Origin of the sequence: Jeotgalibacillus terrae (assembly GCF_016908195.1) — a bacterium.
In the GTDB taxonomy this organism is placed as follows: Bacteria; Bacillota; Bacilli; order Bacillales; family Jeotgalibacillaceae; genus Jeotgalibacillus; species Jeotgalibacillus terrae.
The window spans coordinates 179,693-205,509 of the sequence record NZ_JAFBDK010000005.1 but is presented as its reverse complement, the minus strand read 5'-3'; the positions used below and the strand labels follow the sequence as shown (position 1 = coordinate 205,509).

Annotated in this window: 33 protein-coding genes; 14 read left to right on the top strand and 19 right to left on the bottom strand. The window is 43.3% G+C overall.

From position 1 onward, the window contains the following. Window positions 1–4: 4 nt before the first annotated feature. From JOD21_RS06895 to JOD21_RS06875, 5 genes are all read right to left on the bottom strand, one after another. Window positions 5–409 (bottom strand): hypothetical protein, encoded by a 405-nt coding sequence (locus tag JOD21_RS06895; protein ID WP_204728907.1) that lies wholly within the window; start codon window positions 407–409, stop codon window positions 5–7. Beyond that, on the bottom strand, window positions 406–1,152 hold the full coding sequence (locus JOD21_RS06890; RefSeq protein ID WP_204728906.1) for an AAA family ATPase: 747 nt from the start codon (window positions 1,150–1,152) through the stop codon (window positions 406–408). The genes JOD21_RS06895 and JOD21_RS06890 overlap by 4 nt, the downstream gene beginning before the upstream one ends. A gap of 43 nt (window positions 1,153–1,195) precedes the next feature. Then, the gene (locus JOD21_RS06885; protein ID WP_204728905.1) at window positions 1,196–1,561 is read right to left on the bottom strand and encodes a YybH family protein; all 366 of its coding nucleotides are present in this window, start codon (window positions 1,559–1,561) and stop codon (window positions 1,196–1,198) included. A gap of 9 nt (window positions 1,562–1,570) precedes the next feature. Then, window positions 1,571–2,290 carry a hypothetical protein gene (locus JOD21_RS06880; RefSeq protein ID WP_204728904.1) on the bottom strand — a complete coding sequence of 240 codons (720 nt, stop codon included), beginning with the start codon at window positions 2,288–2,290 and terminating at the stop codon, window positions 1,571–1,573. A 170-nt stretch (window positions 2,291–2,460) separates the two neighbouring features. Continuing rightward, window positions 2,461–3,117, bottom strand: a complete 657-nt coding sequence (locus JOD21_RS06875; protein ID WP_204728903.1) for a uridine kinase family protein — start codon at window positions 3,115–3,117, stop codon at window positions 2,461–2,463. A 150-nt stretch (window positions 3,118–3,267) separates the two neighbouring features. Between JOD21_RS06875 and JOD21_RS06870 the strand changes: the two genes are divergently transcribed. The 8 genes from JOD21_RS06870 (at window position 3,268) to JOD21_RS06835 (ending at window position 11,529) form a co-directional block, all read left to right on the top strand. Next, complete coding sequence (locus tag JOD21_RS06870) at window positions 3,268–4,215, top strand: hypothetical protein (protein ID WP_204728902.1); 948 nt, start codon at window positions 3,268–3,270, stop codon at window positions 4,213–4,215. A 23-nt stretch (window positions 4,216–4,238) separates the two neighbouring features. After that, window positions 4,239–5,330, top strand: coding sequence for a serine hydrolase (locus JOD21_RS06865; protein WP_204728901.1), 1,092 nt, complete (start codon window positions 4,239–4,241; stop codon window positions 5,328–5,330). A 101-nt stretch (window positions 5,331–5,431) separates the two neighbouring features. Further along, window positions 5,432–7,042 (top strand): ATP-binding protein, encoded by a 1,611-nt coding sequence (locus JOD21_RS06860; protein ID WP_204728900.1) that lies wholly within the window; start codon window positions 5,432–5,434, stop codon window positions 7,040–7,042. Window positions 7,043–7,054: 12 nt separating this feature from the next. Continuing rightward, a complete protein-coding gene (locus JOD21_RS06855) occupies window positions 7,055–7,729 on the top strand; it encodes a response regulator (RefSeq protein ID WP_041121639.1) in 675 nt (224 codons plus the stop codon). Window positions 7,730–7,900: 171 nt separating this feature from the next. Next, complete coding sequence (locus JOD21_RS06850) at window positions 7,901–8,908, top strand: tripartite tricarboxylate transporter substrate binding protein (protein ID WP_041121640.1); 1,008 nt, start codon at window positions 7,901–7,903, stop codon at window positions 8,906–8,908. A 69-nt stretch (window positions 8,909–8,977) separates the two neighbouring features. After that, entirely contained in the window at window positions 8,978–9,436 is a 459-nt protein-coding gene (locus tag JOD21_RS06845; protein ID WP_204728899.1) for a tripartite tricarboxylate transporter TctB family protein, read from the top strand. A gap of 15 nt (window positions 9,437–9,451) precedes the next feature. Next, window positions 9,452–10,942, top strand: coding sequence for a tripartite tricarboxylate transporter permease (locus JOD21_RS06840; protein ID WP_041121642.1), 1,491 nt, complete (start codon window positions 9,452–9,454; stop codon window positions 10,940–10,942). Window positions 10,943–11,163: 221 nt separating this feature from the next. After that, on the top strand, window positions 11,164–11,529 hold the full coding sequence (locus tag JOD21_RS06835) for a GNAT family N-acetyltransferase (RefSeq protein ID WP_204728963.1): 366 nt from the start codon (window positions 11,164–11,166) through the stop codon (window positions 11,527–11,529). A 40-nt stretch (window positions 11,530–11,569) separates the two neighbouring features. Here JOD21_RS06835 and JOD21_RS06830 read toward each other — a convergent pair whose 3' ends face one another. Then, window positions 11,570–12,094: a dihydrofolate reductase family protein gene (locus tag JOD21_RS06830; RefSeq protein WP_204728898.1), complete on the bottom strand. Its 525-nt coding sequence runs from the start codon at window positions 12,092–12,094 to the stop codon at window positions 11,570–11,572. Window positions 12,095–12,171: 77 nt separating this feature from the next. On the opposite strand from JOD21_RS06830, the gene JOD21_RS06825 reads away from it, so the two are divergent. Next, on the top strand, window positions 12,172–13,071 hold the full coding sequence (locus JOD21_RS06825; RefSeq protein WP_204728897.1) for a helix-turn-helix transcriptional regulator: 900 nt from the start codon (window positions 12,172–12,174) through the stop codon (window positions 13,069–13,071). 37 nt (window positions 13,072–13,108) lie between these two features. On the opposite strand, the gene JOD21_RS06820 is transcribed toward JOD21_RS06825, so the two are convergent. Together JOD21_RS06820 and JOD21_RS06815 are read right to left on the bottom strand one after the other, a co-directional pair. Next, window positions 13,109–13,759 (bottom strand): SDR family NAD(P)-dependent oxidoreductase, encoded by a 651-nt coding sequence (locus JOD21_RS06820; RefSeq protein ID WP_239581460.1) that lies wholly within the window; start codon window positions 13,757–13,759, stop codon window positions 13,109–13,111. Window positions 13,760–13,865: 106 nt separating this feature from the next. Continuing rightward, complete coding sequence (locus JOD21_RS06815; protein WP_204728895.1) at window positions 13,866–14,237, bottom strand: iron chaperone; 372 nt, start codon at window positions 14,235–14,237, stop codon at window positions 13,866–13,868. Between the two features lie 206 nt (window positions 14,238–14,443). Here JOD21_RS06815 and JOD21_RS06810 point away from each other — a divergent pair, with 206 nt between their 5' ends. Together JOD21_RS06810 and JOD21_RS06805 are read left to right on the top strand one after the other, a co-directional pair. Then, entirely contained in the window at window positions 14,444–14,899 is a 456-nt protein-coding gene (locus JOD21_RS06810; protein WP_338032881.1) for an HIT family protein, read from the top strand. Window positions 14,900–15,067: 168 nt separating this feature from the next. Next, window positions 15,068–15,700, top strand: a complete 633-nt coding sequence (locus tag JOD21_RS06805) for a PP2C family serine/threonine-protein phosphatase (RefSeq protein ID WP_476733795.1) — start codon at window positions 15,068–15,070, stop codon at window positions 15,698–15,700. A gap of 64 nt (window positions 15,701–15,764) precedes the next feature. On the opposite strand, the gene JOD21_RS06800 is transcribed toward JOD21_RS06805, so the two are convergent. The 3 genes from JOD21_RS06800 to JOD21_RS06790 are packed head-to-tail and all read right to left on the bottom strand — an operon-like array spanning window position 15,765 to window position 17,612. Further along, on the bottom strand, window positions 15,765–16,061 hold the full coding sequence (locus JOD21_RS06800; protein WP_041121649.1) for a hypothetical protein: 297 nt from the start codon (window positions 16,059–16,061) through the stop codon (window positions 15,765–15,767). Beyond that, window positions 16,049–17,122: an anti-sigma factor gene (locus JOD21_RS06795; RefSeq protein WP_204728894.1), complete on the bottom strand. Its 1,074-nt coding sequence runs from the start codon at window positions 17,120–17,122 to the stop codon at window positions 16,049–16,051. Before JOD21_RS06795 ends, JOD21_RS06800 begins: the two co-directional genes overlap by 13 nt. Then, window positions 17,115–17,612, bottom strand: a complete 498-nt coding sequence (locus JOD21_RS06790) for a sigma-70 family RNA polymerase sigma factor (RefSeq protein ID WP_204728893.1) — start codon at window positions 17,610–17,612, stop codon at window positions 17,115–17,117. The genes JOD21_RS06795 and JOD21_RS06790 overlap by 8 nt, the downstream gene beginning before the upstream one ends. A 211-nt stretch (window positions 17,613–17,823) precedes the next feature. Between JOD21_RS06790 and JOD21_RS06785 the strand changes: the two genes are divergently transcribed. Continuing rightward, a complete protein-coding gene (locus JOD21_RS06785; protein ID WP_204728892.1) occupies window positions 17,824–19,023 on the top strand; it encodes an EAL and HDOD domain-containing protein in 1,200 nt (399 codons plus the stop codon). A gap of 32 nt (window positions 19,024–19,055) precedes the next feature. Here the strand turns inward: JOD21_RS06785 and JOD21_RS06780 are convergent, their stop codons facing one another. Together JOD21_RS06780 and JOD21_RS06775 are read right to left on the bottom strand one after the other, a co-directional pair. Further along, window positions 19,056–20,273 (bottom strand): MFS transporter, encoded by a 1,218-nt coding sequence (locus JOD21_RS06780; RefSeq protein WP_204728891.1) that lies wholly within the window; start codon window positions 20,271–20,273, stop codon window positions 19,056–19,058. Beyond that, window positions 20,270–21,169 (bottom strand): hypothetical protein, encoded by a 900-nt coding sequence (locus JOD21_RS06775; RefSeq protein WP_204728890.1) that lies wholly within the window; start codon window positions 21,167–21,169, stop codon window positions 20,270–20,272. The genes JOD21_RS06780 and JOD21_RS06775 overlap by 4 nt, the downstream gene beginning before the upstream one ends. A 325-nt stretch (window positions 21,170–21,494) precedes the next feature. Between JOD21_RS06775 and JOD21_RS06770 the strand changes: the two genes are divergently transcribed. Together JOD21_RS06770 and JOD21_RS06765 are read left to right on the top strand one after the other, a co-directional pair. After that, the gene (locus JOD21_RS06770) at window positions 21,495–21,923 is read left to right on the top strand and encodes an NUDIX hydrolase (RefSeq protein WP_204728889.1); all 429 of its coding nucleotides are present in this window, start codon (window positions 21,495–21,497) and stop codon (window positions 21,921–21,923) included. 25 nt (window positions 21,924–21,948) lie between these two features. Then, a complete protein-coding gene (locus JOD21_RS06765; RefSeq protein WP_204728888.1) occupies window positions 21,949–22,140 on the top strand; it encodes a hypothetical protein in 192 nt (63 codons plus the stop codon). A gap of 101 nt (window positions 22,141–22,241) precedes the next feature. On the opposite strand, the gene JOD21_RS06760 is transcribed toward JOD21_RS06765, so the two are convergent. The 6 genes from JOD21_RS06760 to JOD21_RS06735 form a co-directional block, all read right to left on the bottom strand. Then, window positions 22,242–22,616, bottom strand: coding sequence for a hypothetical protein (locus tag JOD21_RS06760; RefSeq protein WP_204728887.1), 375 nt, complete (start codon window positions 22,614–22,616; stop codon window positions 22,242–22,244). Between the two features lie 84 nt (window positions 22,617–22,700). After that, entirely contained in the window at window positions 22,701–23,141 is a 441-nt protein-coding gene (locus JOD21_RS06755) for a GNAT family N-acetyltransferase (RefSeq protein WP_204728886.1), read from the bottom strand. A gap of 48 nt (window positions 23,142–23,189) precedes the next feature. Next, on the bottom strand, window positions 23,190–23,423 hold the full coding sequence (locus tag JOD21_RS06750; RefSeq protein ID WP_204728885.1) for a hypothetical protein: 234 nt from the start codon (window positions 23,421–23,423) through the stop codon (window positions 23,190–23,192). A gap of 11 nt (window positions 23,424–23,434) precedes the next feature. Continuing rightward, entirely contained in the window at window positions 23,435–23,590 is a 156-nt protein-coding gene (locus tag JOD21_RS06745; RefSeq protein ID WP_204728884.1) for a hypothetical protein, read from the bottom strand. A 124-nt stretch (window positions 23,591–23,714) separates the two neighbouring features. Then, entirely contained in the window at window positions 23,715–23,942 is a 228-nt protein-coding gene (locus tag JOD21_RS06740) for a hypothetical protein (protein ID WP_204728883.1), read from the bottom strand. A gap of 41 nt (window positions 23,943–23,983) precedes the next feature. Next, window positions 23,984–25,486 (bottom strand): S41 family peptidase, encoded by a 1,503-nt coding sequence (locus JOD21_RS06735; protein ID WP_204728882.1) that lies wholly within the window; start codon window positions 25,484–25,486, stop codon window positions 23,984–23,986. Window positions 25,487–25,817: the final 331 nt, after the last annotated feature.

Genomic DNA, 25,817 nt, shown 5'->3' with positions numbered 1-25,817 from the left:
TCCCCTATTCCATGACGCCTCTCGCTTCTTCATCATAAGTCACCTCAAAAGACTCCTGCTGTCCATCCCACTCAACTTCAAACTGCAGAACATCATCTTCTTTCAGTGTCTCACAGTCACTGCAGCCCCCGCCGGCTCTGATTACATCAGTGTGACTCAGATCAGCAGATCCTGCAGACGTTGCACCTGAACCTAAGTCGATGCTGTATGAAACCTCCCCTGGATTTTCGTCTCCGATATAATAAATCCAGTAATCGTTTTCTACTCTGTCTTCTTCTGACTTCGCAGATATATAGTTCACACGCCAGTTTTCCGATTCGCCTGTAAAAACAAAAACATCCGATTGTTTACCTATACCTGCACAACCGGTGAGTATCATCATTGCTACGATCAAAAACCATTTCTTCATTCCTCATCCTCCTCCGCAAACAACTGTTCAAGCATCCGCTCCCTGTGCTGTAAAAAGTAACTTGTGATCTGGTAATGATCGGTCATTTCGTATGCCATAGACTGAATCTTTCCTTCATCAAAGCTTAATATATCAGCATCCGGGTATCCGAGAAGAATGGGCGAATGAGTCGCAATGATGAACTGACAGCTTCCCTGTTTTTCAAGGTCATGCATGATTTTTAACAGAGCAAGCTGGCGCTGGGGAGACAGTGCGGCCTCAGGCTCATCAAGCAGGTAGATCGCTTTTTGCTGAAAACGGTTTGCAAACAGTGACAAAAATGATTCTCCATGGGACTGCTCATGAAGAGACTTTCCGCCATAGGACTGATAGGTAAGTCCCTCCAGATCATCCTGATCCAGTTCATCTAAATGAGTTGCAAACTGATAGAACGATTCCGCGCGCAGAAAAAATCCATTTGTCACTTTAGGCATCCACGACAACCTGAGGTAAGGTCCAAGCGCCGACTCTGAGGCATGAAGGTTATATGTATTATTTCTGCCGCCACCAGCAGGATTGAACCCGCACTGGTCAGCAATAGCTTCTAAAAGCGTTGATTTTCCCGAACCGTTTTCCCCCACGAAAAACGTGACATTCTTATTGAAGTTTATTTCGCTGAATGATCTGATCGCAGGAATATGAAATGGGTACTCACGTTGGTCATTGATCTCTTCCCGTTTTAGCGTGACTCTTTTCAGAAACATTCTCTTCACCTCTTTGTATAGGTACGGTTCAGTCTGGGAAATGTTACGTCAATTTGCTCAGGTGCTCGTGAATGAGCTTCCATCCGGCGTCTGTCTTCTTAAAAACATTTGTTGCACGGCCGCTTCCTGACACCAGCTGCCCTTCATAGTAACCTTCGTATTGATAGACGTACACACAGGAAGCGGAAGTGTCATCAGCATGCAGCCATCTGATATCAATGGCAGAGTAGGCCTCTTCTTTAATCACTGCCCACGTACTTTCAAAATACACCTGAATTTCGCTATGTGTCCTGCAGGTCTGATTGGTAAACCAGAACAATGCGTCATCATGGAGTACCTGCCTTACGTTTTCAAAGTCATGCGTGTTTGTTGCTTCTATGTAAGCTTGAAGCGTGTCCTGAGCGTTCATGCTATCCCCTCACTTTTTTAAAATCGTCTCACTGATGATCGTGCTCAGCTTTAACCGGGTAAACCATATTTCCGCTTCCTCTTCAGACTTGTTCGGAGCGTTAATTGACTCATGATATTCAAGACCATTTACCTGAGTAGCACTAATATGAGCACCTGCTTTATTTTTCGCGATCATCATCCATTCCGCGTCTGTCATTTTCGCTTCTGAATGTTCAGCGAGCAATCTGGCGATGTTTTTAGAAAAGGCACATGATCCCGCTGTAATATCTATTTCCTGTTCCAGTGCGAGTGAACAAATTTTATTTGTAATCTTCTCCGTTTCAATCCAGCTTTCAGGATGAGTAGCCATCGCACGTTCTGTCCGGCCAATCACTGTATAATCCTGACCGGGAATTTTTTTAACAAGCAACTCAAGCTCTTCCGGGTAATGGTTCATCCACGTCAAGAGCCGGTCCAGATCACAATAATGGTAATGTGAACACGCTGACTCCCGCCCGAATGACACGACCTCTCTCCTGGCGTTGGCTGCACCACTTTTTGGAATCACCACAGCATTAAAAGGACTATCCTGAATTAAATAATGAATCAGCGCTTCAGATGATTCATCGCTCACTGTGATCCAGCATTCATTGTAAAGGCTGGTCAGAGCGTTTTCATGCTTTTTCAAATAGGGTAACAACTTAGCCTTCGGATCATGTGTCACTGATAATAAGTCAACTTTGCTCATGATAGGGTCTCCTTGTGATGTAGTCTTCCTCCGATTTCATCTCTATCCGCACACTTCTACAAAAAATCCTATATTCCCTTTATATCTATGTGATTAAATGAAATACATTGATGGGAGTGGAAATATTAGACTGGTCCGGCAGCAGTCACATTCCATCTCATTACACTTCTTCAATCCTCACCGCCAAACCCCTCATTCTTTTCAACCACAAACCCATCCCCAGACGTATTCACCACAACATCAAACGATTCACTGTGCGCATGCATAAATACCTCGTATTGCACCCGCCGCTCATCATGTGACTGTTTCAGATATGCAAGCTCCATACCACGCTCTTTAATATCACGGCCGGATCTTCTTAAAAACTCCGTCTCCCCGTCTGTATAAAAATAAATACTCAGATCAAATAACGACTGATCCAGAAAAGCAACGCTCATGCCTTCTGCGATCGTCACTTTCTTACTCTCTGAAAGCAGTTCACTGGGCAGCCAGCCGGTATCAAGGGTATATAAATCCATCCCTTTTTTCAGCATCTTCATATCTCTTTCAAGTGACGGCATATGATGTGCAGCTGGATGACAGGCAGTCATTTTGAACGTATGCTCCTTACCATTCCAGTCATATGTAATCATTGTGTTTTTTCTGACTGCAGAGTCCGTAATATAAGGGTCTGTATTCAGGACATTCACCCTGTCAGACCCAATCCGCCCGGCAAGCTTTTGTGTAAATGTCGTTTTTCCTGCTGCACCGTGTCCGGATACACCAATCAGGAATCTTTTATCTTTCTGATTAATTAATACCAATAAGTCTTCTATGAACCGATCCATCTTCCCACCCCCCTTTACTATTTTCAGGAAACTTCATCATACCTTTTACAAGAAAAGAATGGTACTCAAGCATCCAATTTTTTAAAATTCCCCGGAACTTCCAGGCCGATTCATCCGTATGCATAGTAACAAAACATTGGAGGGGTTCACGTGGAAAAGACACTTGAGAGAAAACAGCTGGATTTACGAAAAAAACTGGATGAAAAACGAAAGCTTGAAAAACGGTTAGTGAATGTACGTTCACAGCTTGTTGAGCATGAACAGAAAAAGAAGGAGCTTGAACAAAGCCTGTCAGAAGAGCAGCTTGATCTGCATAAAATGGACCGTTTCTCTTTGGTGAACGTCGTACGAAAATGGAAAGGTACACATGAGGAGCTTCGTGAAAAAGAGTATGACGAAGCGGCAAAGGCTGAACTGAAACTGAATGAACATGAAAAGATGCTGAAAGATCTGAAAGGCGATAAAACAGAACTTGAACATGCCCTGTCTGCTTATACAACCGTTGAAGATGACTGGGAGAGCTTTCTCAAAGAAAAGGAACGCTGGATTAAACAGAATGATGGAGAAACGGCACAGGAAATTAACCTTCATTTAGATCATTATGCAGACCTGGGTGCATTGCTCACTGAAATTGATGAAGCGATTTACGCGGGTCGCAGTGCAGAATCTGCTTTAGAAACTGCACTGTCAAAACTGAGATCTGCATACGGGATGTCCACCTGGGATACATTTCTTGGAGGCGGTATGATTGTAACCGCAATGAAGCACAGTGACCTTGACCAGTCACAGGATGCCCTTCATCGTGCCCAGCGGAACCTGCGCAAATTCGAATCGGAACTGAAGGATGTGAAAGAAGGGTCTGCTGAAACGATGAATGTAGAGCGAGGGTCATTTATCACATTTGCCGATTATTTTCTTGATGACATTTTCTCCGAGTGGACGATTCACAGCCGCATCAACGAATCAATCAGTAAAGTGGAAGACACGAAATATAAAGTTGCGCGTGCAGTCGGCAACCTGCAAAAAGAACGCGGTCAGATTCTGCACCAGCAGGAAGAAGTATGGGATCGCTATCAGCAATGTATAGAACACAGATGATTTTGTAATCGGGAGTGACGATCGTGAACTGGATTTTGATTGGCTCTTTACTAATTGCACTACTAATTGGAGGCGGAGCAGCCTTCTTTGCTTATAAAACAAGAAAAATAAAGCCTCATGGTTTTATAGAATTGATCAGACAGCATCCTGATTCCACTGCACTCAAGGTGGAGCGCAATGGAGAAGTGCTTGCTGCGCATCAGGAAGATCTCATGCTGCCGCTTGCGAGTACGGCAAAGCTGGTTATTGCTGTCGAGTACGCAAAACAGGCTGCTGCGGGTACGCTTGACCCTCAGGAAAAGGTCTCTCTTTCAGAACTTGAGCCCTTTTACTTCAAACGGACAGATGGCGGTGCACATGCAGCATGGCTGAAGGAAATTAATCATCAGGACCCTGTCACCCTGGCTCAGGTGGCAGAAGGTATGATGAATTACAGTTCCAATGCCAATACAGATTACCTGATACACAGACTTGGACTGGACAGGATCAATGAAAGCTTGGAAGAAATCGGGCTCATGGATCATGAGCCAATCTTTCCTTTTGTATCAGCGCTTGCGGTACCTTATACGCTTATGACAGAACAGAACCTGACGCATGAAGGTGCAAATGCTGAAGTACGTGAACTGTCAAAAGAAGAATATCGAAATATGACTGTCATGATAATGAACCGGTGGCTCAAACTGCCTCTGACAGACGCCGAAAAGCAGCAGGTATTGAAAACCCTGAACGCTCCTGCGCAGAGAAACTGGTCTGATCATCTGACACGCTCTAATGCCAAAACGTATACCGCATTTATGGAAAAGTTGAACAGCAAAACGTTCTTTTCAACAGGCGTTCACAGCCATCTTGATCCACTGCTTGAACCGCTTATGGAAAGTCCTCATAACCAGGAATGGCTTAAGCACGCCGGACAAAAAGGCGGTTCAACGCCGCACGTGCTGACTTTTTCACTGTATGCAACTGACCTGGAAGGAAACCGGACTGAAATCTCGTTCTTTGCAGATAACCTTGTGCTGCTTGATCAGATGAGACTCTCAAAATCAATGAATGATTTTCAGAAAGCAATATTAAGAGATGAATCATTTCGGCGTGATTTGACTGAATCTCTGCGTTAAAACCTCTGCCAAACAGGCAGGGGTTTTTTATTTACTGATAACCTTCCAAAAATACTGGATCCCATTTAGAATAGAAAAAAGCGCTTTCTTAAGGAGCACCTATGAAAACTAAACGGAGAAGATTATCACTTGCAGCGAAAATCATCAGTCTGAATATTGTCAGCATTCTTTTAGTGATGCTCGTTTTTCTCGTTATCTCTCTAGTAATTGAATACAAACAGATCGAGCGGCAGATGGGGACCCAGGCAATGCAGCTTGCGGTAACTGTATCTGCAATGCCCACTGTTATTAATGCCTTTGAAGAAGATGAACCCTCCACCGTGTTACAGCCGTTGATCAATCGGATTCGTGAGGAAACCGGTACTGCATTCATTGTGATTGGGAATACAAAAGGTGAGCGCTATGCCCACCCCGATGCAGAAAAGCTTGGGAAGTTAATGGTTGGGGATGATAATGCGCGCGCCCTTGAAAACGGTGAATTTTATATTTCCAAGTCTGAAGGCACACTTGGTCCGTCTATCCGCGGGAAAGGTCCGATCCGGAACGCTGAAGGTGACATTGTCGGCATCGTGTCTGTTGGTTACCTCACCTCATCTATTATTGACAACGCAATTGAACGTGGTTCAGTCATTACGATGATCTCACTGATTGTCATCATTTTTGGCATTCTTTCAAGCTATCTGCTTGCCAGGAATATCAGAAAAATGACGCTGGGCCTAGAGCCTGATGAGATGACTTCCCTTTACCAGGAGCGTCAGGCGATCCTTCATTCCATTAAAGAGGCGATTATTTCTGTAGATGAAGATGGCTATATTAAGATTTTGAATCAGTCCGCTATGGATCTTCTTAATGTTGATGAGCGTGTGCTGAATCAAAAAGTTGAATCCATTCTCCCTAATACAGGCGTCTATGAAGTGCTCGAAAGCGGTTCTCCGCAACGTGATGTGGAGACTACTTTGCGTAATCGACATGTGATTATTAACCGGACGCCCATCATCAAAAATGGAAAAGTAACAGGTGTAGTATCCACTTTTCGTGACAAAACTGAAATGAATAAAATGATCGAAACACTCTCTGAAGTAAAGAGATACTCAGAGGATCTAAGAGCTCAGACACACGAGTTTTCCAATAAGCTTTATATTCTGTCAGGACTTCTTCAGCTTGGAAAATACGATGAAGCAATTGAGATGATTCAGGCGGAATCTGATGCCCAGGATCTTCAGAATAAAGTTATTTTTGAGCAGATCGAAGACCCAAGGATTCAGGCATTACTGTTAGGTAAGGCCGGAAAAGCTTCTGAAAAGAAAATTGTTTTTAACATAGAAGAAAATAGCAGTCTTCACATATTATCAGGAAAAGCTGTCAGTGAAGTTGCGTCTATTATCAGCAATCTTGTTGATAATGCCTTCGATGCTGCAGAAAGAAAAACTGAGCCTGTGGTGAACTTTTTTCTGACGGATCTAGGAAACGATATTGTGATTGAGGTTGAAGATAACGGAGAAGGCATTCCTGAGGCGAATCTGGACCTTGTTTTTACAACAGGCTATTCAACAAAAGGTGAGACTGACAGAGGCTATGGACTTTCGATTGTAAAGCAGGCTGCTGAAAACCTTGGCGGCAGTATTGAAGTACATTCCGATCACGGTCGTGGTACAACATTCTCAGTTTACCTGCCTAAAAACATGACATACAGACAGAAAAAAACATCCTGATGGGAGGAAAACCTGATGAAAGTTGCAATCGCAGAGGATGACTTCCGTGTCGCCTCCATTCATGAACAATTCTTAGAAAAGCTTGACCACATAAAAGTAACAGGCAAAGCACTGAACGCGAAAGAAGCACTGGAACTGCTTGAGCAAGAAGAAACAGATCTCCTGCTTCTCGATAATTACCTTCCTGACCGGACAGGTCTTTCCCTTTTACCGGAAATCCGTGAAAGATGGCCCGGAACTGACGTTATATTAATTACCGCTTCTACTGAAAAAGAAGTCGTGGAGCCAGCCGTCCGTTACGGTGCCGCTGATTATATTGTGAAGCCAGTTACATTTGAACGCTTTAAGAGTGCGATTGAAAAGGTACGAAAAAGAAAGCAGCTGATTGATTCCAATCATGAACTCACACAGGCGGTCATTGATCAGATGTTTTCGAACCAGCGGCCTTCAGAGACTATGCCAACCCTGTTGCCAAAAGGGATTGATCCGCTGACGCTGCAAAAAGTAAAAGACATGATGCGTACACTGGACAAAGGAATAAATGCTGAAGAGCTTGGCCAGAATATGGGCGCTTCGAGAACAACTGCCAGACGTTACCTTGAATACATGATTTCATCAGGGGAAGCAAAAGCAGAACTTGAATATGGGATCGTCGGCAGACCTGAACGGAAATATTATTTAGCATAAATGTATAACACCTCCCTTCATTGCGGAGGTGTTTTTTCGTGAACAAAATGAACAATATCCCCTAAAAGTTCTTTATGAAGGTTAAATTGTAAACGGTTACATTTTGAATATTCTCATTTAACATAACGCCAAAGGATACAATCATTCAATCACAAACAAGGGGGAAATATCATGAAAAAACTATTCGGAACAGCAGCTGCTTCACTTCTATTGGTTACAGCAGCCGGATGCGGAAACAGTTCTTCCGGTGCAACGGACGAAGACGGCAACTGGACACCTACTCAACCTATTGAGATCACAGCACCTGCAGGACCAGGAGGCGGCTGGGATACTACTGCCAGAATGGTGTCTCAGGTATTTGAAGAAGAAGAGATTATTGATCAGCGCCTGCCTGTCGTGAATAAAGCCGGCGGCGGCGGTGCCATTGGCTGGGCGTATATTGCAGGTCAGGAAGAAAGTCCGCACCATATGTTTGTAGGCTCTCCACCTCTCATTCTGGTTCCATTGAACGGCCAGTCAGAATACAGTCATGAAGACTTCACTCCACTTGCCAATGTGATTGCTGATTATGGGGCATTTGTTGTAAAAGCAGACGCTGAGTGGGATAACCTGAATGATTTATTTGATGATATGAAAGAAGACCCTCAAAGTGTCAGTATTGTCGGCACCTCTTCACCTGGAAGCATGGATCATATGCAATTCGTTAAAATTGCAAAAGCTGCGGGTGTTGATGTGACTAACCTTAAATATATCTCTGATCCGGAGTCAGGTGGACTGACTTCAGTGCTGAATGGCAGTGTAGATGTTTTCACAACCGGTGTAGCAGAAACGATTGAGCAGGTACGTGCCGGAAAAGTTAAAGTACTTGGCATTACAGCTGAGGAACGTCTGGAAGGTGAAGTACTGTCAGACTTCCCTACCGCAATTGAACAGGGAATTGATGAAACATTTATTAACTGGAGAGGCTTCTTTGGGCCCCCTGGTATGGACGAAGCAGCAGTCACTTATTATGAAGAGAAGTTCAAAGAGCTGAATGATTCGGAAGCATGGATTGAGATTCGCGAAAAGTACGGCTGGGGTGAAATGTACATGGACAGCGAAGAATATGCTGCATTCCTTGAGGAAGAAGCAGAATCAATGCAGGCATTACTGGATGAGCTTGGATTGGCGAGAGAATAAATGTTCAGAGGGATAGCATGACGTGTGTACTGCTATCTCCCTTAAATAGAAATGAGGTGAACAACGGCTATGCTGGCAAAAACAAACCAAAAAGCGGCACTTGTAGTCGCAGTCATCGCAATCGTATATCTGCTCTTAAGCTTTAACCTGCCGGGTTATTCCAATGCGCTGATCGATGCAGACGTTATTCCAAAAGGACTCGGATTCCTTCTGCTGTTCTTTGCATTATTGCTTTATCTAGATAAGAAAAATGAAACAGAAGCTGATAAGGAAAAAAGAAAAATCTCCAAACAGCATGTGATAAATCTTCTCGTTGTTGCCGGGATGATTCTCATTTATATTTTCCTGCTCGAAATGATAGGTTTTGTAGTCATGACAACCGTTTTTATTTTTGTCTGTTCCCTTTACCTTGATTATAAGCACCATGTTACAAACGTGATCACTTCTGTCGTATTCTCACTGGCCATTTACGGACTGTTTAACTACTTACTCAAAATCAATCTGCCTGCGGGCATACTTCCATTTTAGAAAAGAGGTGACAGTATGGATGCATTCTCCGGTCTAATGTCAGGATTTCAGGTAGCCTTCAGTCTTGAAGGATTGTTATTTGTATTTATCGGTGTATTTGTCGGTACTTTTATTGGAATGATGCCAGGGCTCGGACCGATCAGTGCGATTGCCATTATGATACCGATCACTTATTCAATGGACCCTTCGATTGCCCTTGTCATGATGGCAGGTGTCTACTACGGTGCAATTTTTGGCGGTTCAAGCTCCTCTATTTTATTAAATGCACCAGGTGTAGCAGGAACAGTCGCAACAGCCTTTGATGGTTATCCAATGGCCAAGCAGGGAAAAGCCGGCAAGGCACTTGCGATTGCAGCGATCGCTTCATTTACAGGGGGAACAGTGAGTGTTGTATTACTGATGCTCTTCACCCCGCTTCTCTCAGCAGTAGCCATTTCATTCGGCCCCGCTGAATACTTTGCACTAATGTTTCTTGGATTGACCGCCATTGCGAGTCTTGCTGATGGGTCAGCCATTAAAGCTTTTATTTCAGCAACACTCGGCTTTATGGTTGTCACAATCGGAATTGATGCACAGACAGGGACAAGCCGCTTTACTTTTGGCAATCCAAACCTTTTAGAAGGGATCGATTTCCTTGTTGTTGCACTTGGACTGTTTGCACTTGCTGAAGTGTGTACGCTTGTTCTGAACAGAAATGAGAAAGATGATGGACAGAGTAAAAATATCGGCAGTCTGCGTCTTTCTAAGCAGGATATAAAAGAAATGAGTGGACCCGTCTCCAGACAGTCATTCCTCGGCTTTATTATCGGGGTGTTACCTGGTGCAGGTGCAACCATTGCGTCATTTATTGCTTACATCACGGAAAAGAAAATTGCAAAGAATCCCGAGGAATTTGGCAAGGGGTCTATCAAAGGTCTTGCTGCACCTGAAACAGCCAATAATGCTGCAACGAGCGGCGCGTTTGTTCCATTACTCAGTCTTGGAATTCCAGGGTCAGGTACAACAGCTGTTTTACTCGGAGCCTTTCTCGTCTTAGGGGTTCAGCCAGGCCCTCTGCTAGTGCAGGATCGCCCGGAGATTTTCTGGGGAATTATTGCGAGTATGTATGTAGGGAACATCATTCTGCTGGTCTTGAACCTGCCACTGATTCCATATATCTCAAAGATCCTGAAAATCCCACGCCCTCTTTTGATTTCACTTGTCATCATCTTCAGCTTAATTGGTGTATATGCGATCAGCTTTAATACTTTTGATCTTTACCTGCTTTTAGCTTTTGGTGTCATTGGGTTCTTCATGAGGATGTTCTCATTCCCGGCTGCCCCTTTCATTCTGGCATTCATACTTGGTGGTATGATGGAGCAGTCACTCAGACAGACGCTGACCATTTCAAATGGAAGTTTTGGCATTTTCCTTGATAAACCTATTGCGCTCTCGCTTATCGCAGTGGGGCTGCTAACGATTCTTTTCCCTCTTTTAAAAGGTCGGAGAAAGTATAAGGTGAGCTAATAAAAATCCGGATCGCATCAAACAGCGATTCGGATTCTTTGTTTTATCAATTGTAATGAAGGAATATTGCATTTTATGAAGAATGGTATCTATAACCCTGCGTCTGGAGGTCTTGATTTTGCTACTCTATAATTGATTTTTCAGCTTCTCCTATCCAATGACTAAAAAAGGAGCTGACTGAATTGAATTTTTATTATGACACAAACGGCATTACACCAAATATGCTCGAAGGATTTTTTGACGGATGGCCTGATCCACCGTCACCACAGAAACATCTGGAGCTTTTAGCAAAAAGCAGTCACATCGTGGTTGCAACTGACGATGCGAAGCAACAGGTCATCGGTTTTATCACGGCAATCAGTGATGGCGTCCTGTCTGCTTATATTCCACTTCTAGAAGTGCTGCCTGCTTACAAACATGAAGGTGTCGGCAGCGAACTCGTTCGTCTGATGCTTGAACAATTAAAAGATTTTTACATGGTTGATCTCTGTTGTGATGACGAACTGGTTCCTTATTATGAACGGTTTGGTATGCACAAAACGAATGGAATGATTGTGAGACACTATACAAAGCAGTCCGGCATTTAACAAAAATTGAACGCTTAGAACAAAGCGGAATGATTAATCCTCATTCCGCTTGTTTTTTCACATAATGCAGCATCACAATCTGATTATAGATTTCGGTTCCTTTTAACTTTAATTCCGTATACTTTGTCCCCTCAGGAAATAGCGGAATACCTTCACCCAACACCACAGGAATGACCGCGATATAATATTCATCAATACTTTCAGACGCCATGCACGCCTTAATTACCTCTCCACCGCCAACGACCCAGACCGGGCCATCGTGCTTTTTTTGGAGTTCAGGCAACAGTGTTTCTACCGGCTCTGAAGTAAATGTCGCATAACCATCCTCCTTCACCGTTCTTGATAGCACGTACACAGGTCGATCCTGATAAGGCGGTTCGTCCATCATTTTCAACACTTCCTGATAGGTCCGGTTCCCCATGACCACCGAAGAAATTCCGCTGTAAAAGTGATTATAGCCGTTATCCTCCTCACCTTCAGCTTTCAACAGCCAATCAAGAGAATGATCCGATTTTGCGATCATACCATCGAGACTCATTGCGATGTATAAAATGTTTTTACTCATGTGATTCATCTCCTTTCACCATTAAGTTTATAATAGAACTATGACAATATACGTCGTAATTGAACGGAGAAATAATCATGAATAAAAGACAGCTGACTTTAATGCGCATACTTGAACCCAACAGGAAATTTTCTGCTTCAGAACTGGCCACACGTTTTAACGTTTCTACCAGAACCATTCAACGTGATCTCGACAAGCTGCAGAAGATTGGTTTCCCTCTCTATTCTGAACCAGGGAGATATGGTGGGTACAGAGTGCTGCCGAATAGATTACTGCCACCTCTTCAGTTAAATGAAAACGAAGCGATAGGTCTTTATTTGATGCTTCACTACCTTGAGCAGGTTCCTGACCTCCCCTTTGGTGAAATCAGAAGCCACCTTGCTGAACATTACTTTGCAGAGTTGCCGGAGTCAACGAAAGAGAGAATCAGATCTGTAGAAAGTAAAGTCGCCTTCCATGCGTCATATGCTTCAGGCAACAGCCAGTGGACCACAGTGATTTTGCAGGCGGCGCTCGAACAGAGGGAGTTAGTGATGACGTATGAATCTTCACGGGGGATAAGAAAGGTAAATGTGTTCCCTATAGGTCTGTACTTTGATCAGACTTGGTATATGCCTGCCTTATACAAACGAAAGATTCTACTATATCGCGCTGACAGAATTCATGCTGGAACAATTGGCGAAGAACGGCTTGAACAGCTTCCCTCACTATCCGAATGGCTCAGGCAGCCTGAGGAACGACCATCAGTCCGGACAGTTCTGGCTTTTACTGCTGAAGGAGAACGGCGGGCAAAAGCAGATCCATTTTTCAAAGATGTATCAGATGGGGTATGGAAAGGAGATATTCCTTATGAAGAATTATCATATACAGCATCACAGCTTCTTTCTTATGGCACTCACGTAAAAGTGTTGGAGCCTGAAGAACTAATTAAAAAGGTAAAAGGACATTATCAGGAGAGTTTGAATCAATACGAATAACATAACCGGAGACGGTATATGCCGCTCCGGTTTCTTTTCATTTCCGATCAAACGTCCACTCCACACCATCCCGTGCCACTGCCATCTCATACATCTTCTCAGCAATATTATCAGGCGAAAAATACGTATCCGGTTTCACAAACCCATTAATCGTCAAAGTGCCGACATAAATTCCTTTTGACTTCAACTCCTGATGAAGCGTCATCGCAAGAATCCGCATCGCAGCCTTCCCAACAGATACAGACGCAAAGTTCTTCATCGGCTTCACACCAAGTACACCGCCTGTCAGAAGAATCGTGCACCCTTCTTCCATAAAGGGAAGTGCAGCCTGAACACTAGCAAGCGCACCGACAGCATCCACCTGAAGGTCATTCAACAGATCAGCCGGATCGAGTTCAGTTGGCGGGCCCTGCCGGAATGTATAGGCGTTATACATCAGAATATCAATCCGTCCGTAAAGGTCATGCACATATTTGATTGCGGCTTTCAGACTCTCATTGGAGAACGCATTTGCATAAAACGATTCAGCTTCAATGTCCAGTTCCTCCAGCCCATCCACTGCTTCAAGCAGCCTGTCCTCATCTCTTGCGACCAGCGCAATCGTATAGCCTTCTTTTCCAAATCTTTTCGCTGTGCTCAATCCAATCCCCGGTCCGGCACCAATAATGACCATCACTTTATCCGCCATCAACTTCCCTCTCCTTTTACATGAAAATAGAATCGCACCTTTGCTCTTAAACTAGCACGCTTGAAACAATCGATTCAATTTTCAATATTCAGGAAAGTTTTTCAGATTATTTACGCCAGAAAGTCGTACATTCTGCTTTGTCCTTTAAATTAAACTCAATCATCTTTCCAAGCAGCTCATAATCAACCTGCTGATTCCACGGAAAACGCACTAGCATTTTACTGTGATCATGTCCTCTATCTTTGATTTCATCCATAAAATAATCAATGCCTGCTTTTTCAGGAGAGACTGCAAGGTGCTTTTTTGATGTACTAAACGCAATGATAAAAGTTCCGTGATGCGTAAACATCGGCTGATTCCAGGCTACTTTTTGAGCCAGCTCAGGATATTTTTCTTCCACCCAATCCAGTACTTCTTTTGTTTGTGCTCTGTGCTCTTCATTGTCAATCGTATCGAGAAATTCCTGAAAGGTTTCCATTATGATCCTCCTTGGTTGGTCGTTCGTTCTAATAGTGATTATTCTTACATTCTGCTTCTTCAATCATCCCGACATTTCCTGCGAGTTCCGATTATATAATTGAAAATTTCTAAGCGGCATCTGACATGAAGTTTGTTTTTAGAAAAATGTACCATTTAATGACCCACTGTATTATAATAATTGGAATCTAAGAAGCTGAGGTGTTGATGATGGGAGACTGTTTTATATGCGACAAGCATGCGGGAATAATGAAGACGGCTGGCAGTACTATTTTTGAGGATGACTTTATATCGATTGGTCATATAGATGGAAATGGCAATCCCGTCTATCTCGGGCACCTTGTAATTGACCTTAAAAGACATGCGCCCGGGCTTGGTGATATGAACCCGGCCGAGGCATCAGCTTTTGGTGTGGCGATGTCAAAAGTAAGCAGAGCTCTGATGGAAGTTGAAAAAGCTGAGCACATTTATTCTTTTGTGACTGGTCACGCTGTCCCGCACCTCCATATGCATATTGTCCCCCGCTATCCCGGTACACCTGAAAAATACTGGGGACCAAGTGCAGTGTATGATTGGGAAGAGGCTCCCATGAGAAACATCAGTGACGTGCAATCACTTTGCGACCGCTTGAAAAAATATATGGACACGCATCAGCATGCCTGAGGAATTCAAGTGGGCCGGCAGTGAAACAACCTTTATTGATCAGCCCTTTATAAGAAAGCTAAACATCTGACCATTGGCCTCTACGGTGGCAATTCAGATGCCGGACAGACTAAAAATGAAGATGGCTGTCTGATCTGGTCTGACCCTGAAGGCGATTGGGAATTTGTCATGTTACTTGACGCCCATCATACTGCTGAAAGCACAGACCTTGTGTTAAAAGAAATACTGAATGCCAAGCAAAAGTTGATTACAATGTTAACTACTCAATTAACTCAGGACACATTTACAAATTTAGAAAAAACCATTATCTCTATCTTCTCTGACGACAGCTTTCTCTCTGCCTGTCAAACGATTAATGGGGAAACGGCCTGCTTAATCACTGTAAGGAAACATCAATATATCTGGTGGTTTTCAGTCGGGGATTGTCTGCTTTACTTATTTCACGGGGAATTGATGAATATGGGACAGGTTCAGTTGAATCAGAGACAGTTTTTTGAGTGGATCGGTAAAGCGAACACTTTTGATCAATTGGTGTCATGCTACAGCACTGGCAGAAGAGAGTTAAGATCAGGAAACAACCGTCTCTTTCTTACAACTGATGGATTAATTGAATGCCCCGGAGAACCTTACGCTGACTCATTAGATATATATCGGGCATTTAACGATTCAGCAGATCAGACTGCTGTTGAGGGAATGTTAAACCATATCAGATCTCATAGTGTAAAAGACAGTACCACACTCGTTACCTGGGAAGTATGGAATAATCGCACTGCCACCCGGCCTGATGACACGAACAAATAAAGGCAGAAGAACCTCAGCCGTCCGGTCGGGTTCTTCTGCCTTTAAGTGCATTCTGCCTATCCTATTACGGCTTCGGATAAATCGTAAACGCACTAAAAAAGATCACTACAATCGAAACGAAAATAAACGCATAGATCAGCACGCCCCACCAGCCAAATGTACGGCTGTAGCCTTTTTGAAAAAAACTGGCGATAAACAAAATCAAGCTGATGAAAGGAAGGAGCATATAGAAAAAGCTGAATCCGTTGAGGCTCTCCTGAGTCAGTAAAAAGATATTCAAATGCGCCAGTGAGATCAGAGAGATGATAAAAGCCGCAGCGCTGAGTCTTGACTCACCCTTCTTCTTTTTTACCAGTTCCATAACCTCACCTCCCCTGTCCTGATTGCTCTGACATCATCGTTGTCCCTCAGCTTTAATAATTCCTTAGCCGGACCCGTGACCACACCGCCATACGCATTCAATCCATTCTCCTCCAGAAAGGCAATCCGTTCATCCAGCTCAAGCCATTTTGCTCTTGCAATCATGGTAGCCTGTTCCTCATATTCAGCTAAAAATTTCAGACTCTCCATGAACTGCTCATCATTTGGCGCCTGAAAGTTATAAGGCGACCAATTGTTTCCTGTCTGCGCTGGATAACCGATTGGCGGTAGGTATCCGGTGTGTTCTCCACTCGCCTCTGCATCGAGCCCCGTATCAATGGCATACCAGAGCCACTTGGCATCGATATCATTGATCACACGATTTAACTCATCTACAGGAACAGTTCTTTCAAGGGACACATATACCTCTGCCACAGTGCCCTCCGGTAAGTTTTCAAGTGTATCCCATCCCCCATTCTGTGAATTACTTAACCCCGCATCCGGATGGTATAACAGTCGCTGATCAGGCTGAGGGATTTCCTCAGGCGGCTGATCGATCGTATAGTTTCTCTCAGGGAAATCCGGCTGATTATAACGGAAAGGCACCACCCATTCACCCTGCTTAATAGTTGCGTTACCTACCTGTTTGTATATATCCATATAGACATCAAACGTAAAGAGTCCCAACTCATATTCAATATTGAATTCATCCACACTTGCATTTGGCTCAGTGATATAGACAGTTGAATATGCAACATCTATCAGATTATTAGCTCGTTCGATAAAACCATAGTAGACATAACTCCCAATCATTAGAACCGGATAGATCATCAGAAGAATCATCACTACATATCCGATAACCGTCAGCCTCGCTCTGCGCGAACTTCTCTTTAAGATCTCTCCAACCTTCCCGGGTGGCAGTTCATCATGTTCAAAGGTTTCATTCATTACATCCTGATACGCTTCTGCCTGTTGAATTTCCTGTTCAACCTTTGCTGCTTCCTGATCTGAAAGCTCACCGGCATAATATTTTTTCAGCCTTTGCTTGAATTCATCACTCAATTTGTCCACGTCCTTTCCTGATCAGCATTTTCAATTTTCCTCTGCCGCGAAACAAATATGACTTTAATGTATTAACCTTAATCTCCATCTCGAGCGCAGCTTCTTTTAAGGAGTACCCTTTTAAATCACAAAGCACAATCGCCTGCTTCTGTTCATTTTTTAGTAACGCCAGATGCTCATACAGATAAGCTGTCTCTTCCTTTCGAACAAATGACTCTTCCGCTGAAGCCTCAGATTCCATATTGTTGATGACCTCCGGAGGGGCTGACTGTGTATGTTTGTTTTTTCTCAAATAATCGATGAATGTATGATAGGCAACCTTGAATAGCCAGGCTTTTATAGAGTCGGGCGGGTTATAATCAAAGGCCCCGAATACCTTAATAAATGTCTCCTGCGTTAAATCTTCAGCCAGTTCACGGTCCTTTGATAGCGAGAGAAGGTAACGGTATACATCATTCACATATCGCTGATAAATCTCTTGAATATCCACTACCTTTCCCCCTCTCGTGTAAGTAACGGATAAGTATGGAATAAAGTTGCAGTTCCCAGAAAATTTTTTTCATCATTCTACAGATATTTGGTTTTATAAATGATTATCAGACTATTATGGAATGTTAAAAGATTAACTTTATTTCTTGCATTGTCATCATTAGGTAAAATATACTAAAAGTAAGTATAGTATGATTTTAGGAGAGATCGCTATGTTCATTGCCAGACAGCCTATTTTCAAACGGGATTTGGATACTTATGGCTACGAGTTATTGTACCGTTCTTCTCAGCATGCGGCCGGTTATGACGGAACAGATGCCAATCTGTCTACTACTGCAGTTTTGCAGGGACTACTCGAAACCGGCGTCGGGAAGATCAGTGACTATTCCCGCGTCTTTGTTAACTTTACAAGAGACATGCTGCTCAGTGATTTTTTAGAGGTGATTCCTCCGGAGCATATGGTGATTGAAATTCTGGAAGGAACTATACTCGATGACACATTGATTCAGCGTGTACAGGAATTGAAGAAAATGGGTTATAAAATTGCACTGGATGACTTTGACTCTGACCTTAGTAAATACGAATTAATGAATGACTCAGACATCATAAAATTTGATATCCGCTCTACTCCCCTGGACGCTATCACTACACAGGTGGCAGAAGCTCATTTCAGAAAAAAGACGATACTTGCAGAAAAGGTGGAAACACTTGAGGAATTTGAACATGCGAAGCAAATGGGCTTTCACCTGTTTCAGGGGTACTTTTTCAGCAGGCCGAACATCATTACAAGAGCTACATATAAACGGCAGTACAAACATACTTATTTACGGGTCTTACAAGAATTAAAAACACCCGAACCTTCCTATCAGAAACTAACTGAGATTATTGAAACGGACGCTTCACTCAGCTACCGTCTGATGAAAATTATCAGCCATAGCAATAAAGATCAGCTATCTTTTTCCATTAAGCGCGCACTCGTGCAAATGGGGATCAGAAACTTTGAGAGATGGATCAATATTCTGATGCTGCAGGATCTTGCTGAAGATAAACCTGATGAACTGCTGAAAATTTCCCTTGTGCGCTCTAAATTTGCAGAGCAGCTTTGCGGAGCAAGTCACCTGCAGGAAAGAAAGATTGATGCAGCCGTCATGGCGCTATTCAGTACGATTGACGCGATTCTTGATGATCACATGGAAACCGTCTTAGCAAGCGTACCTCTGTCCACTGAAATCAAAGCAGCTTTGATCAACGGGGACAGCTTACTTGCCCCTATTTACCACGCAGTGCTTTGTTATGAAAAAGGTGACTGGGCGTGTGTGGAGAAATGGGCTGGCGAATTGAATATTGATACGGCGATTTTGCATGATATGTATGTTCGGGCAGTGGAATGGGCGAATGAGGTTTATCAATAAAAAGAGGCGGAGAAAATTATTTCTTCGCTTTTTTATGATTCCTCAGCAAAAGTCTCTTCCCTACCCGGCTTCCACAGAAATGCACAGAAAATGCATGATAAGATCAGCATAAGCAGTGCAGCCGTCACAATCGCCTCTCTCAATGAAAAGAAATCAGCTGCCGCTCCAAGCAGCAGAACAAATAATACCTGAAAAGCACTCTGACCAAGTTCAAATACACTTGTCACACGTCCCATCAGCTCCACCGGGATATTATTTTGATAGAAAGTGGACATACCGGTATTTAAAAATGAGTTAAAAAAGCCAAGCAGGATGAAGCCTCCAGCAATACTTGCAAAGGACCAGGAGAATGCATAGATTACATAACCGACTGCCATCAGCAGCAGACCCGTTGTGGTCATCATCCTGATAGACAGTCTTTCGGATAATACGGATAATACGAGCGCTCCTGCGATTGATCCAATCCCGGTAATACTGATCAATAAGCTGTATTCAAGCTCCGATAAACCTACAACCTCTCTTGCAAACACCACTTCCTGCGCATCCATCGCAAATGTAAACAATAAAATCGCGATAAAAACGCTGTACACAACTACTACATATGATGATTTTTTCGCAAAGTCAAATACAACTGTAAAATCCTTTTTCACCTGCTGAATGGTCAGCTTTGGAATAGAAGCCTTTTCTATCTTTTCGATTTCAGGCAGGAACAGCATTGCAGCTGCGGCAGCCACAAAGAAGAAAGCATTAACCCAAAGCGCCCAGTCAATAGATGTCAGCAGAATCAATGTACCCGCCGCTGCGGGTCCGGCAATAAAAGCCCCTGACGATGTAAAAGACCTGATTGCATTAAACCTTTTCCTCATCGGCTGCGGCACGATCATTGTGATGTATGTAACAGAAGAAGGGTTAAAAAACGATTTTGCCACACTGAGCAATATAAGAATGGCATAGATCAGCCAAACGTTTGGCGCGAATGGAATGAATGCAATTAAAACAGCTCTTGCAAGATAGGTCGCCATCATGACCTTTCTTTTACTTCTGTAATCAATGAAGCTCCTTGTCCAGAATTTCATCACAATATTTGTGATTGGTGCGACAATCCAAAGACCCGCAACCGCAGCCGCAGAGCCTGTCATATTCAGCACGATCAGATTAATCGCAACAAGGTAAATAAAGTCCCCGATCGATGCGATACCTGTTGAAGCCAGCAAAATGCCCGGGTCCTTCCAATGTTTAAGTTTTTTCATTTTGGGTCTCCTTTATGAAAACTCAGTTGATATGTATTCAGGGCAGGCTCCTTTTTCAGATCAGTCAGACTGAACAGTGACATAGCAAAATGAGATGTTGTATCCACTTCAGGTGTGACCTTAGAAAAGCCCCTGGTTTTCAACTCTATGAGCTGCTTTTTCATGATTTGTTGTAACAAACCGAGATCCTGTGACTCCCCAACGCCGGCCCACCCCACTTCTACTTCCTGTTCACTAACCGGGTGGAGCATCACGTATCCTGTAACCCGGTCAGTAAATTGAATATAACTGCGCTTCAGATCAGGACTATCATCAAGCAGCGTCTTTTCCCATACTGCAAGTGGCTCTTCAGCGACCGGGCTGTCCAGGTGGGTAGCTGTATAATTTTCTTTGATCAGCTGGAATAATGCCCGTTTTAGTTCAGGCTGCGTGATGACTTCTTCTAAAGGGATCAGATTTTCCGCTTCGTCAACCTTATTCAAATCCTCTAAAACACTTTCTATTTGAAGCACAGGCATATATGTTATTCGTACGAGTTTAAAATGGTTATGTACGGCGACTTTATTGAGTATGTCGTTATCTCCATTGAATGACCACATTGCATGAGCGTAGCGCTCAGTTTGAAGGTGCCGTTTTAGTTTATGAAACAGGGATTCTGTGAGCTCTTTCTGTTGCGTAATGTGTGGGTCAGTTATGATCGCTATTCTCTCACCGTGGGGGTGGAACTCGTTGCCCCAGCTGATTCCGATTCCAACAATCGTTTGTTTGAAAGTTGCCGTGCAAAGATGATGATATGATTTCTGTCTGAGTAAACCTGACACTGGTGATAATGCTTCACGAAGTGCGTGATTGAGCTTATCTATGTTCAGGGTCTCTGGATGCTCGATTTGGAACATGGTTCACCTCGGTTTTGATGTTTTTGTATGGAGCAGTTTTGGTTTCAGGTGCGGGGAGCGAGCTGGTGTGGTCTGCCAGGGGGCGGGCGACGGGAAAATGCAATTCCATCATTTCAATAAACTTTCCCTTCAATGATCGTGGCAATTCCCTCAGAGTGAGAGTTGATTCCAATAATCTGAAAATCATTCCTTCAGCACTAAAGATCACGCTTACTGATGGTTTACCCCTATTTCTGCCAAATTTTTTGACCTTACCCCTACCAATACCATTTTATGTTAACATATTAATAATTGAATTTTTCAAAAACAGAAAGGAGACACCAATTTGACACAACCAACTGCTCAATATACCGTACCAAAGCACATCATTTCAGCTGCAACCATTGTAGTGAACGAGAAGAACGAATTGCTATTAATTAAAGGTCCAAGAAGAGGATGGGAGATGCCTGGAGGCCAGGTGGAAGAAGGAGAATCTCTTGAAGCTGCCGCAATCAGAGAAACAAAAGAGGAATCAGGGATAGACATTGAGATCGTACGGTTCTGTGGGGTTTTCCAAAACGTGGAACGGTCGATATGCAATACATTGTTTCTTGCAAAACCTGTAGGCGGTGTATGCACGACGTCACCTGAAAGCCTGGAAGTCGGGTTCTTTCCAATTGAAGATGCACTGGAGAAAGTGACAGTGAGTAACTTCAGAGAGCGGATCGAGCGCTGTCTTGATCATGATAACAAAGCATTCTACGTGGCTTTCTAATACAAGATATAAAGGAGTCGACGCAATGTACCCTTACGACAGCTTCATAGATATATTGTTAAATGTATCTGTCTGGTGGTTGATCCTGTTCATACTTAAAAGAGTGTCTAACCGCTATCCTGAGCCTAATCCATTGAAAAAAGACCTGGTGATCACTCTACTGCAGAGTATAGGAATCATCGCTTTATTTCCTGTTATTGCTTACTTCCTGCCATAAGTGCAGCTCAATTTTATACATATAGTCAGGTCTTAAGGGGAATTCATCTGCTGAGCAGTAAATTTGATAAGAATTAGCTTAAAAGCCAACAGGGACAGATCTCATTCAATACGAATAAGATCTGTCCCTGTTTGATCTCCCCCCTGATTTGCCGAAGGAGGCAGTGAAATCGTAAGCGACTCTATATTAATAGAATAGGCCGGTGCTGATGTTCCATTAGAAGTGGCAGACATAACAATCTGTGTTTTCAGGTCATCGATTTGTGCCTGAATATCTGACAGTGTCTGCTGTAATTCATTCTGCCTCTTTTGATCTTCAAGATTACTGATTTCTTCTTCCCGAACCGCTTTGACAGCTGCAATTGTTCCTATGGCATCGGCAACTGTGGTAAGTGCTGCCGCAACAACTGCAAGTCTCGAAGCCGAAATTCCGCTTCCGTTTCGATTTTGGCCAGCGTATACATACGGATCAGCCATAAGCTTCGCCCTCCCTATTCATCCGGACAAAACTGTAGTGATTAATGTAGTAAATGCAATAGAGAGAAAATATGTGACATTGACTTAGATGCTCAATTCATAATGTAAAAACGTTTCATCCTGCTTGTAACCATTCCGCTCATACAGGCGCTGCGCATTCACATTATCAGGTGCAGTACTCAGGCTGACACTGGCTGCATCCGTCTCTTCTGCAAACGCTTTGACTCTCTGCAGAAGCAGTTCACCCACTCCTCTTTTTCTTGCAGTTTCGTTTACAAACAAATCATTTAATACCCATGCCCGCTTCATTGAAATAGATGAAAACACTGGATATAGCTGAGTGAAGCCAAGTAGCTGATCACTTTCCCTGACAAAAAAGATCACTGACTCTTCTTTTGACAGCCTTTCAAATATATATTGCTCTGCACCCTCTAAGTCAGGTGCCTGTTTGTAAAACTGACGGTACGCATTAAATAATGATGCTATTGCAGCGCTGTCTTTTGCCGTGGCCTGAATGATATTCACATCGTTTCCTCATTTCTGTTAGTAAGTCTTATCTTCAAATCAAACCTTCTATCCTTCTATCCTTCTCATCCATTCTCCTGCAAATGGAAAAGCGATCACCAGCACAACCGTAACCAGCCCCAACTGCATCAATGAAACTTTATAGTCGTCTGTCTCAAGCATTTTCCACTCAAGAAAAATTTGAATCAGCTGCCCGGTATAGAACATCGGGACTAACATAAGCGCCGGCGTGAACGATGAACCTGAGAGTGCTGCGATCACCATGTAAATAATTGCACTCAAACATATAAAGATCAGGTTGAAAGCTGTATGGTAGCCATTAATTGTCTGACCACGATTTTTCTTGTTTTTAGATTAAATGATTTGATGATGACTGCAGCTGAGATTTTATCGAGTACTAAGAGCGTAATAATGAATAGAATTGCAATCAGTGTAAGCGCTAAAAACATGCTTTCCCCCTTTGTCTATTTACGGAGCACCATATAATATACTTCTCTATTGACTATAAAAAAGCCTGTCGATTATCTCGAATCCTCCGAGAGACTTAATCGACAGACTGGGCAGAACAAAATGTTATGAACCCTCCGCTTTAGTATCAGCTTTTTTTATATAGCTTTGGAAATAAATAAACAAAAGGATAAAAAACAATAATTGTATCACTCTGGTGAACAGACTGATCGTGATATGGGTATCTATACCGAAGATCATCATATTCTGTTTAATATTAAAGTCGAAAATGATATGCAGTAAGCAATAAATACCTGTCAGCCAGACCATGCTGAGTAGAACTTTCTTCTTCATATTTTCTTCGTCCTTTCTCTGCAACAAGAACTGCACTGATTTTATTCTACATGCCTCTCCTCAATCCATTCAGCCGCCCGCTCCATCGCACCACTCCCTGACAGCCAGATATCCGGTTCAATTCCAATTGCTTCGCGCTCAAAAGAATAGGGACTGACATAGAAACTGCCGGGCATATGAATACTGATTCCGGAATTCGGCAGGTAAAAAAGCGAACCTGCATCACTAGTGAAAACACCACGTGTAGCCGTACCCATCAAAGTCGTCTGATCGTATTCAAGTAAATCAGAAATGAGAATTTCAGAGGCCGAACCTGAATTTTCATTCATCAAAATATAGAGTGGTGTCTCAAGAGAAGGTGATTCTGAGATGTCCACACCAGTATCTGTCCACTTTGTTTCAAACGTCTCAACCCCTGCATCAGGTTCATCAGGCAACTGGAATTCTTCATTTGGGTCGGGCAGAAAAAGGCCATAGTCCTCGTAAAATGTTTTATAAACCTTTCCTTCCTCTATACCCTCTTTAACCTTTTCAGCCATTAAAAGATTGATTGTCTTTGTATCAAGCCAGACACTCTCAGTACTGGATGGCGGGGATCCTGTCAGGTCATGAACAAAACGTGTACCAAATCCGCCCAGGCCACCCCCATTATCACGCAAATCCAGAATCGCTGCTGGCGCATCTTCAATCGCATCAACCGCCTCAAACATATCATCAAAAGTAAAATCAAGATCATCAGTGAGCGCAAAGGTACCAAACCGGATCACAGGAATCCCTTCATCCGTTTCGCTAATGTCAAAAAGCGAATCTGCTTCATCCGGTTTTACTGTCATTTGAAAAGAAAATGCCGTGTACGTATCATCAGCAGTCTCAAGCGTCCACTGACCTGCCCCGTCTTCTGACATGCTGACAGCGCGGTAGATTTCCTCCCCGCCCTCTCCTAATGATGGTTGCATAAACGCTTCTGCATCTTCACCATTAACCGATACAACCTCTTCACCTTCGTAAAAGTATGTATCTCCCTCTTTGGTGAATATCCAGTCTTCAACACTGTGAGGGATCACTTCTTTCATGTATGGCTGAACACCCGCGATCCCAAAATGCTGATCTTTAATAAACGAATAAGCATCGCTCAACTTTCCGTTGAATGTAACCGTACTGACAGACTGGTCCTGCGAATCAATCCATTCATTCAATTCACGCTCAGCCGCAAGGAACGCCTCATCCCCACCATAAGCTTCATAAGGACCGTACCCATAGCGCATCGCACGCAAAAACGTATCCACATCCTCACGCATCTCATCTGCAGTAACAGTCTCAGACATCGGCCGCTCTACTGCCAGTTCTTCAAGCGTCTCAACAGGCAGTTCCTCTATATCAGTAGCCGTAAAATCCGGCACGTAACCTGACGTCGCAGGCGGATCGGCATACTCTTTCTCTTCAATCACAAATCCAGCCGGCTCACGCTCTGTCTCAACAGCCTGTTCGTCGTCCATGCAGGCTGTTAATAGTAAAAACGGTAATAGACATACATATTTTTTCATATTTTCCACCCCTCATAGTGGGTATACGGGTGGAGGATCAGGAAAGTTTCGGCTGTATGTGTAAATGGCACCAGAGTGATGATGGGCAAGATCTAGTTTGAGCCCCGTGTGGCCGGGATTTCCTTCACCCTCACCACCCCAATCAGAAACCCAAATTCCTAAAAAACCCACCACACCCAGACCCCATATGGTAAACTATTGACAACTAAAACACGATCGGAGAACAGACGAGTGTAGAATGCGACTTCCACCTTTATCAAATTGAATAGAGAATACAGGCGACTCGTTCACCCCGGAGACAAAAAGGTGAATTTGTGCGCTTTTTTGTCTT

Excerpts from the sequence above, each read along its gene's own strand:
- JOD21_RS06895 (WP_204728907.1), bottom strand. The coding sequence starts at position 409 with ATGAAGAAATGGTTTTTGATCGTAGCAATGATGATACTCACCGGTTGT.
- JOD21_RS06890 (WP_204728906.1), bottom strand. The coding sequence starts at position 1,152 with ATGTTTCTGAAAAGAGTCACGCTAAAACGGGAAGAGATCAATGACCAA.
- JOD21_RS06885 (WP_204728905.1), bottom strand. The coding sequence starts at position 1,561 with ATGAACGCTCAGGACACGCTTCAAGCTTACATAGAAGCAACAAACACG.
- JOD21_RS06880 (WP_204728904.1), bottom strand. The coding sequence starts at position 2,290 with ATGAGCAAAGTTGACTTATTATCAGTGACACATGATCCGAAGGCTAAG.
- JOD21_RS06875 (WP_204728903.1), bottom strand. The coding sequence starts at position 3,117 with ATGGATCGGTTCATAGAAGACTTATTGGTATTAATTAATCAGAAAGAT.
- JOD21_RS06860 (WP_204728900.1), top strand. The coding sequence starts at position 5,432 with ATGAAAACTAAACGGAGAAGATTATCACTTGCAGCGAAAATCATCAGT.
- JOD21_RS06850 (WP_041121640.1), top strand. The coding sequence starts at position 7,901 with ATGAAAAAACTATTCGGAACAGCAGCTGCTTCACTTCTATTGGTTACA.
- JOD21_RS06845 (WP_204728899.1), top strand. The coding sequence starts at position 8,978 with ATGCTGGCAAAAACAAACCAAAAAGCGGCACTTGTAGTCGCAGTCATC.
- JOD21_RS06840 (WP_041121642.1), top strand. The coding sequence starts at position 9,452 with ATGGATGCATTCTCCGGTCTAATGTCAGGATTTCAGGTAGCCTTCAGT.
- JOD21_RS06835 (WP_204728963.1), top strand. The coding sequence starts at position 11,164 with ATGCTCGAAGGATTTTTTGACGGATGGCCTGATCCACCGTCACCACAG.
- JOD21_RS06830 (WP_204728898.1), bottom strand. The coding sequence starts at position 12,094 with ATGAGTAAAAACATTTTATACATCGCAATGAGTCTCGATGGTATGATC.
- JOD21_RS06825 (WP_204728897.1), top strand. The coding sequence starts at position 12,172 with ATGAATAAAAGACAGCTGACTTTAATGCGCATACTTGAACCCAACAGG.
- JOD21_RS06820 (WP_239581460.1), bottom strand. The coding sequence starts at position 13,759 with ATGGCGGATAAAGTGATGGTCATTATTGGTGCCGGACCGGGGATTGGA.
- JOD21_RS06815 (WP_204728895.1), bottom strand. The coding sequence starts at position 14,237 with ATGGAAACCTTTCAGGAATTTCTCGATACGATTGACAATGAAGAGCAC.
- JOD21_RS06810 (WP_338032881.1), top strand. The coding sequence starts at position 14,444 with ATGATGGGAGACTGTTTTATATGCGACAAGCATGCGGGAATAATGAAG.
- JOD21_RS06805 (WP_476733795.1), top strand. The coding sequence starts at position 15,068 with ATGTTACTTGACGCCCATCATACTGCTGAAAGCACAGACCTTGTGTTA.
- JOD21_RS06800 (WP_041121649.1), bottom strand. The coding sequence starts at position 16,061 with ATGGAACTGGTAAAAAAGAAGAAGGGTGAGTCAAGACTCAGCGCTGCG.
- JOD21_RS06785 (WP_204728892.1), top strand. The coding sequence starts at position 17,824 with ATGTTCATTGCCAGACAGCCTATTTTCAAACGGGATTTGGATACTTAT.
- JOD21_RS06780 (WP_204728891.1), bottom strand. The coding sequence starts at position 20,273 with ATGAAAAAACTTAAACATTGGAAGGACCCGGGCATTTTGCTGGCTTCA.
- JOD21_RS06775 (WP_204728890.1), bottom strand. The coding sequence starts at position 21,169 with ATGTTCCAAATCGAGCATCCAGAGACCCTGAACATAGATAAGCTCAAT.
- JOD21_RS06765 (WP_204728888.1), top strand. The coding sequence starts at position 21,949 with ATGTACCCTTACGACAGCTTCATAGATATATTGTTAAATGTATCTGTC.
- JOD21_RS06760 (WP_204728887.1), bottom strand. The coding sequence starts at position 22,616 with ATGGCTGATCCGTATGTATACGCTGGCCAAAATCGAAACGGAAGCGGA.
- JOD21_RS06745 (WP_204728884.1), bottom strand. The coding sequence starts at position 23,590 with ATGTTTTTAGCGCTTACACTGATTGCAATTCTATTCATTATTACGCTC.
- JOD21_RS06740 (WP_204728883.1), bottom strand. The coding sequence starts at position 23,942 with ATGAAGAAGAAAGTTCTACTCAGCATGGTCTGGCTGACAGGTATTTAT.
- JOD21_RS06735 (WP_204728882.1), bottom strand. The coding sequence starts at position 25,486 with ATGAAAAAATATGTATGTCTATTACCGTTTTTACTATTAACAGCCTGC.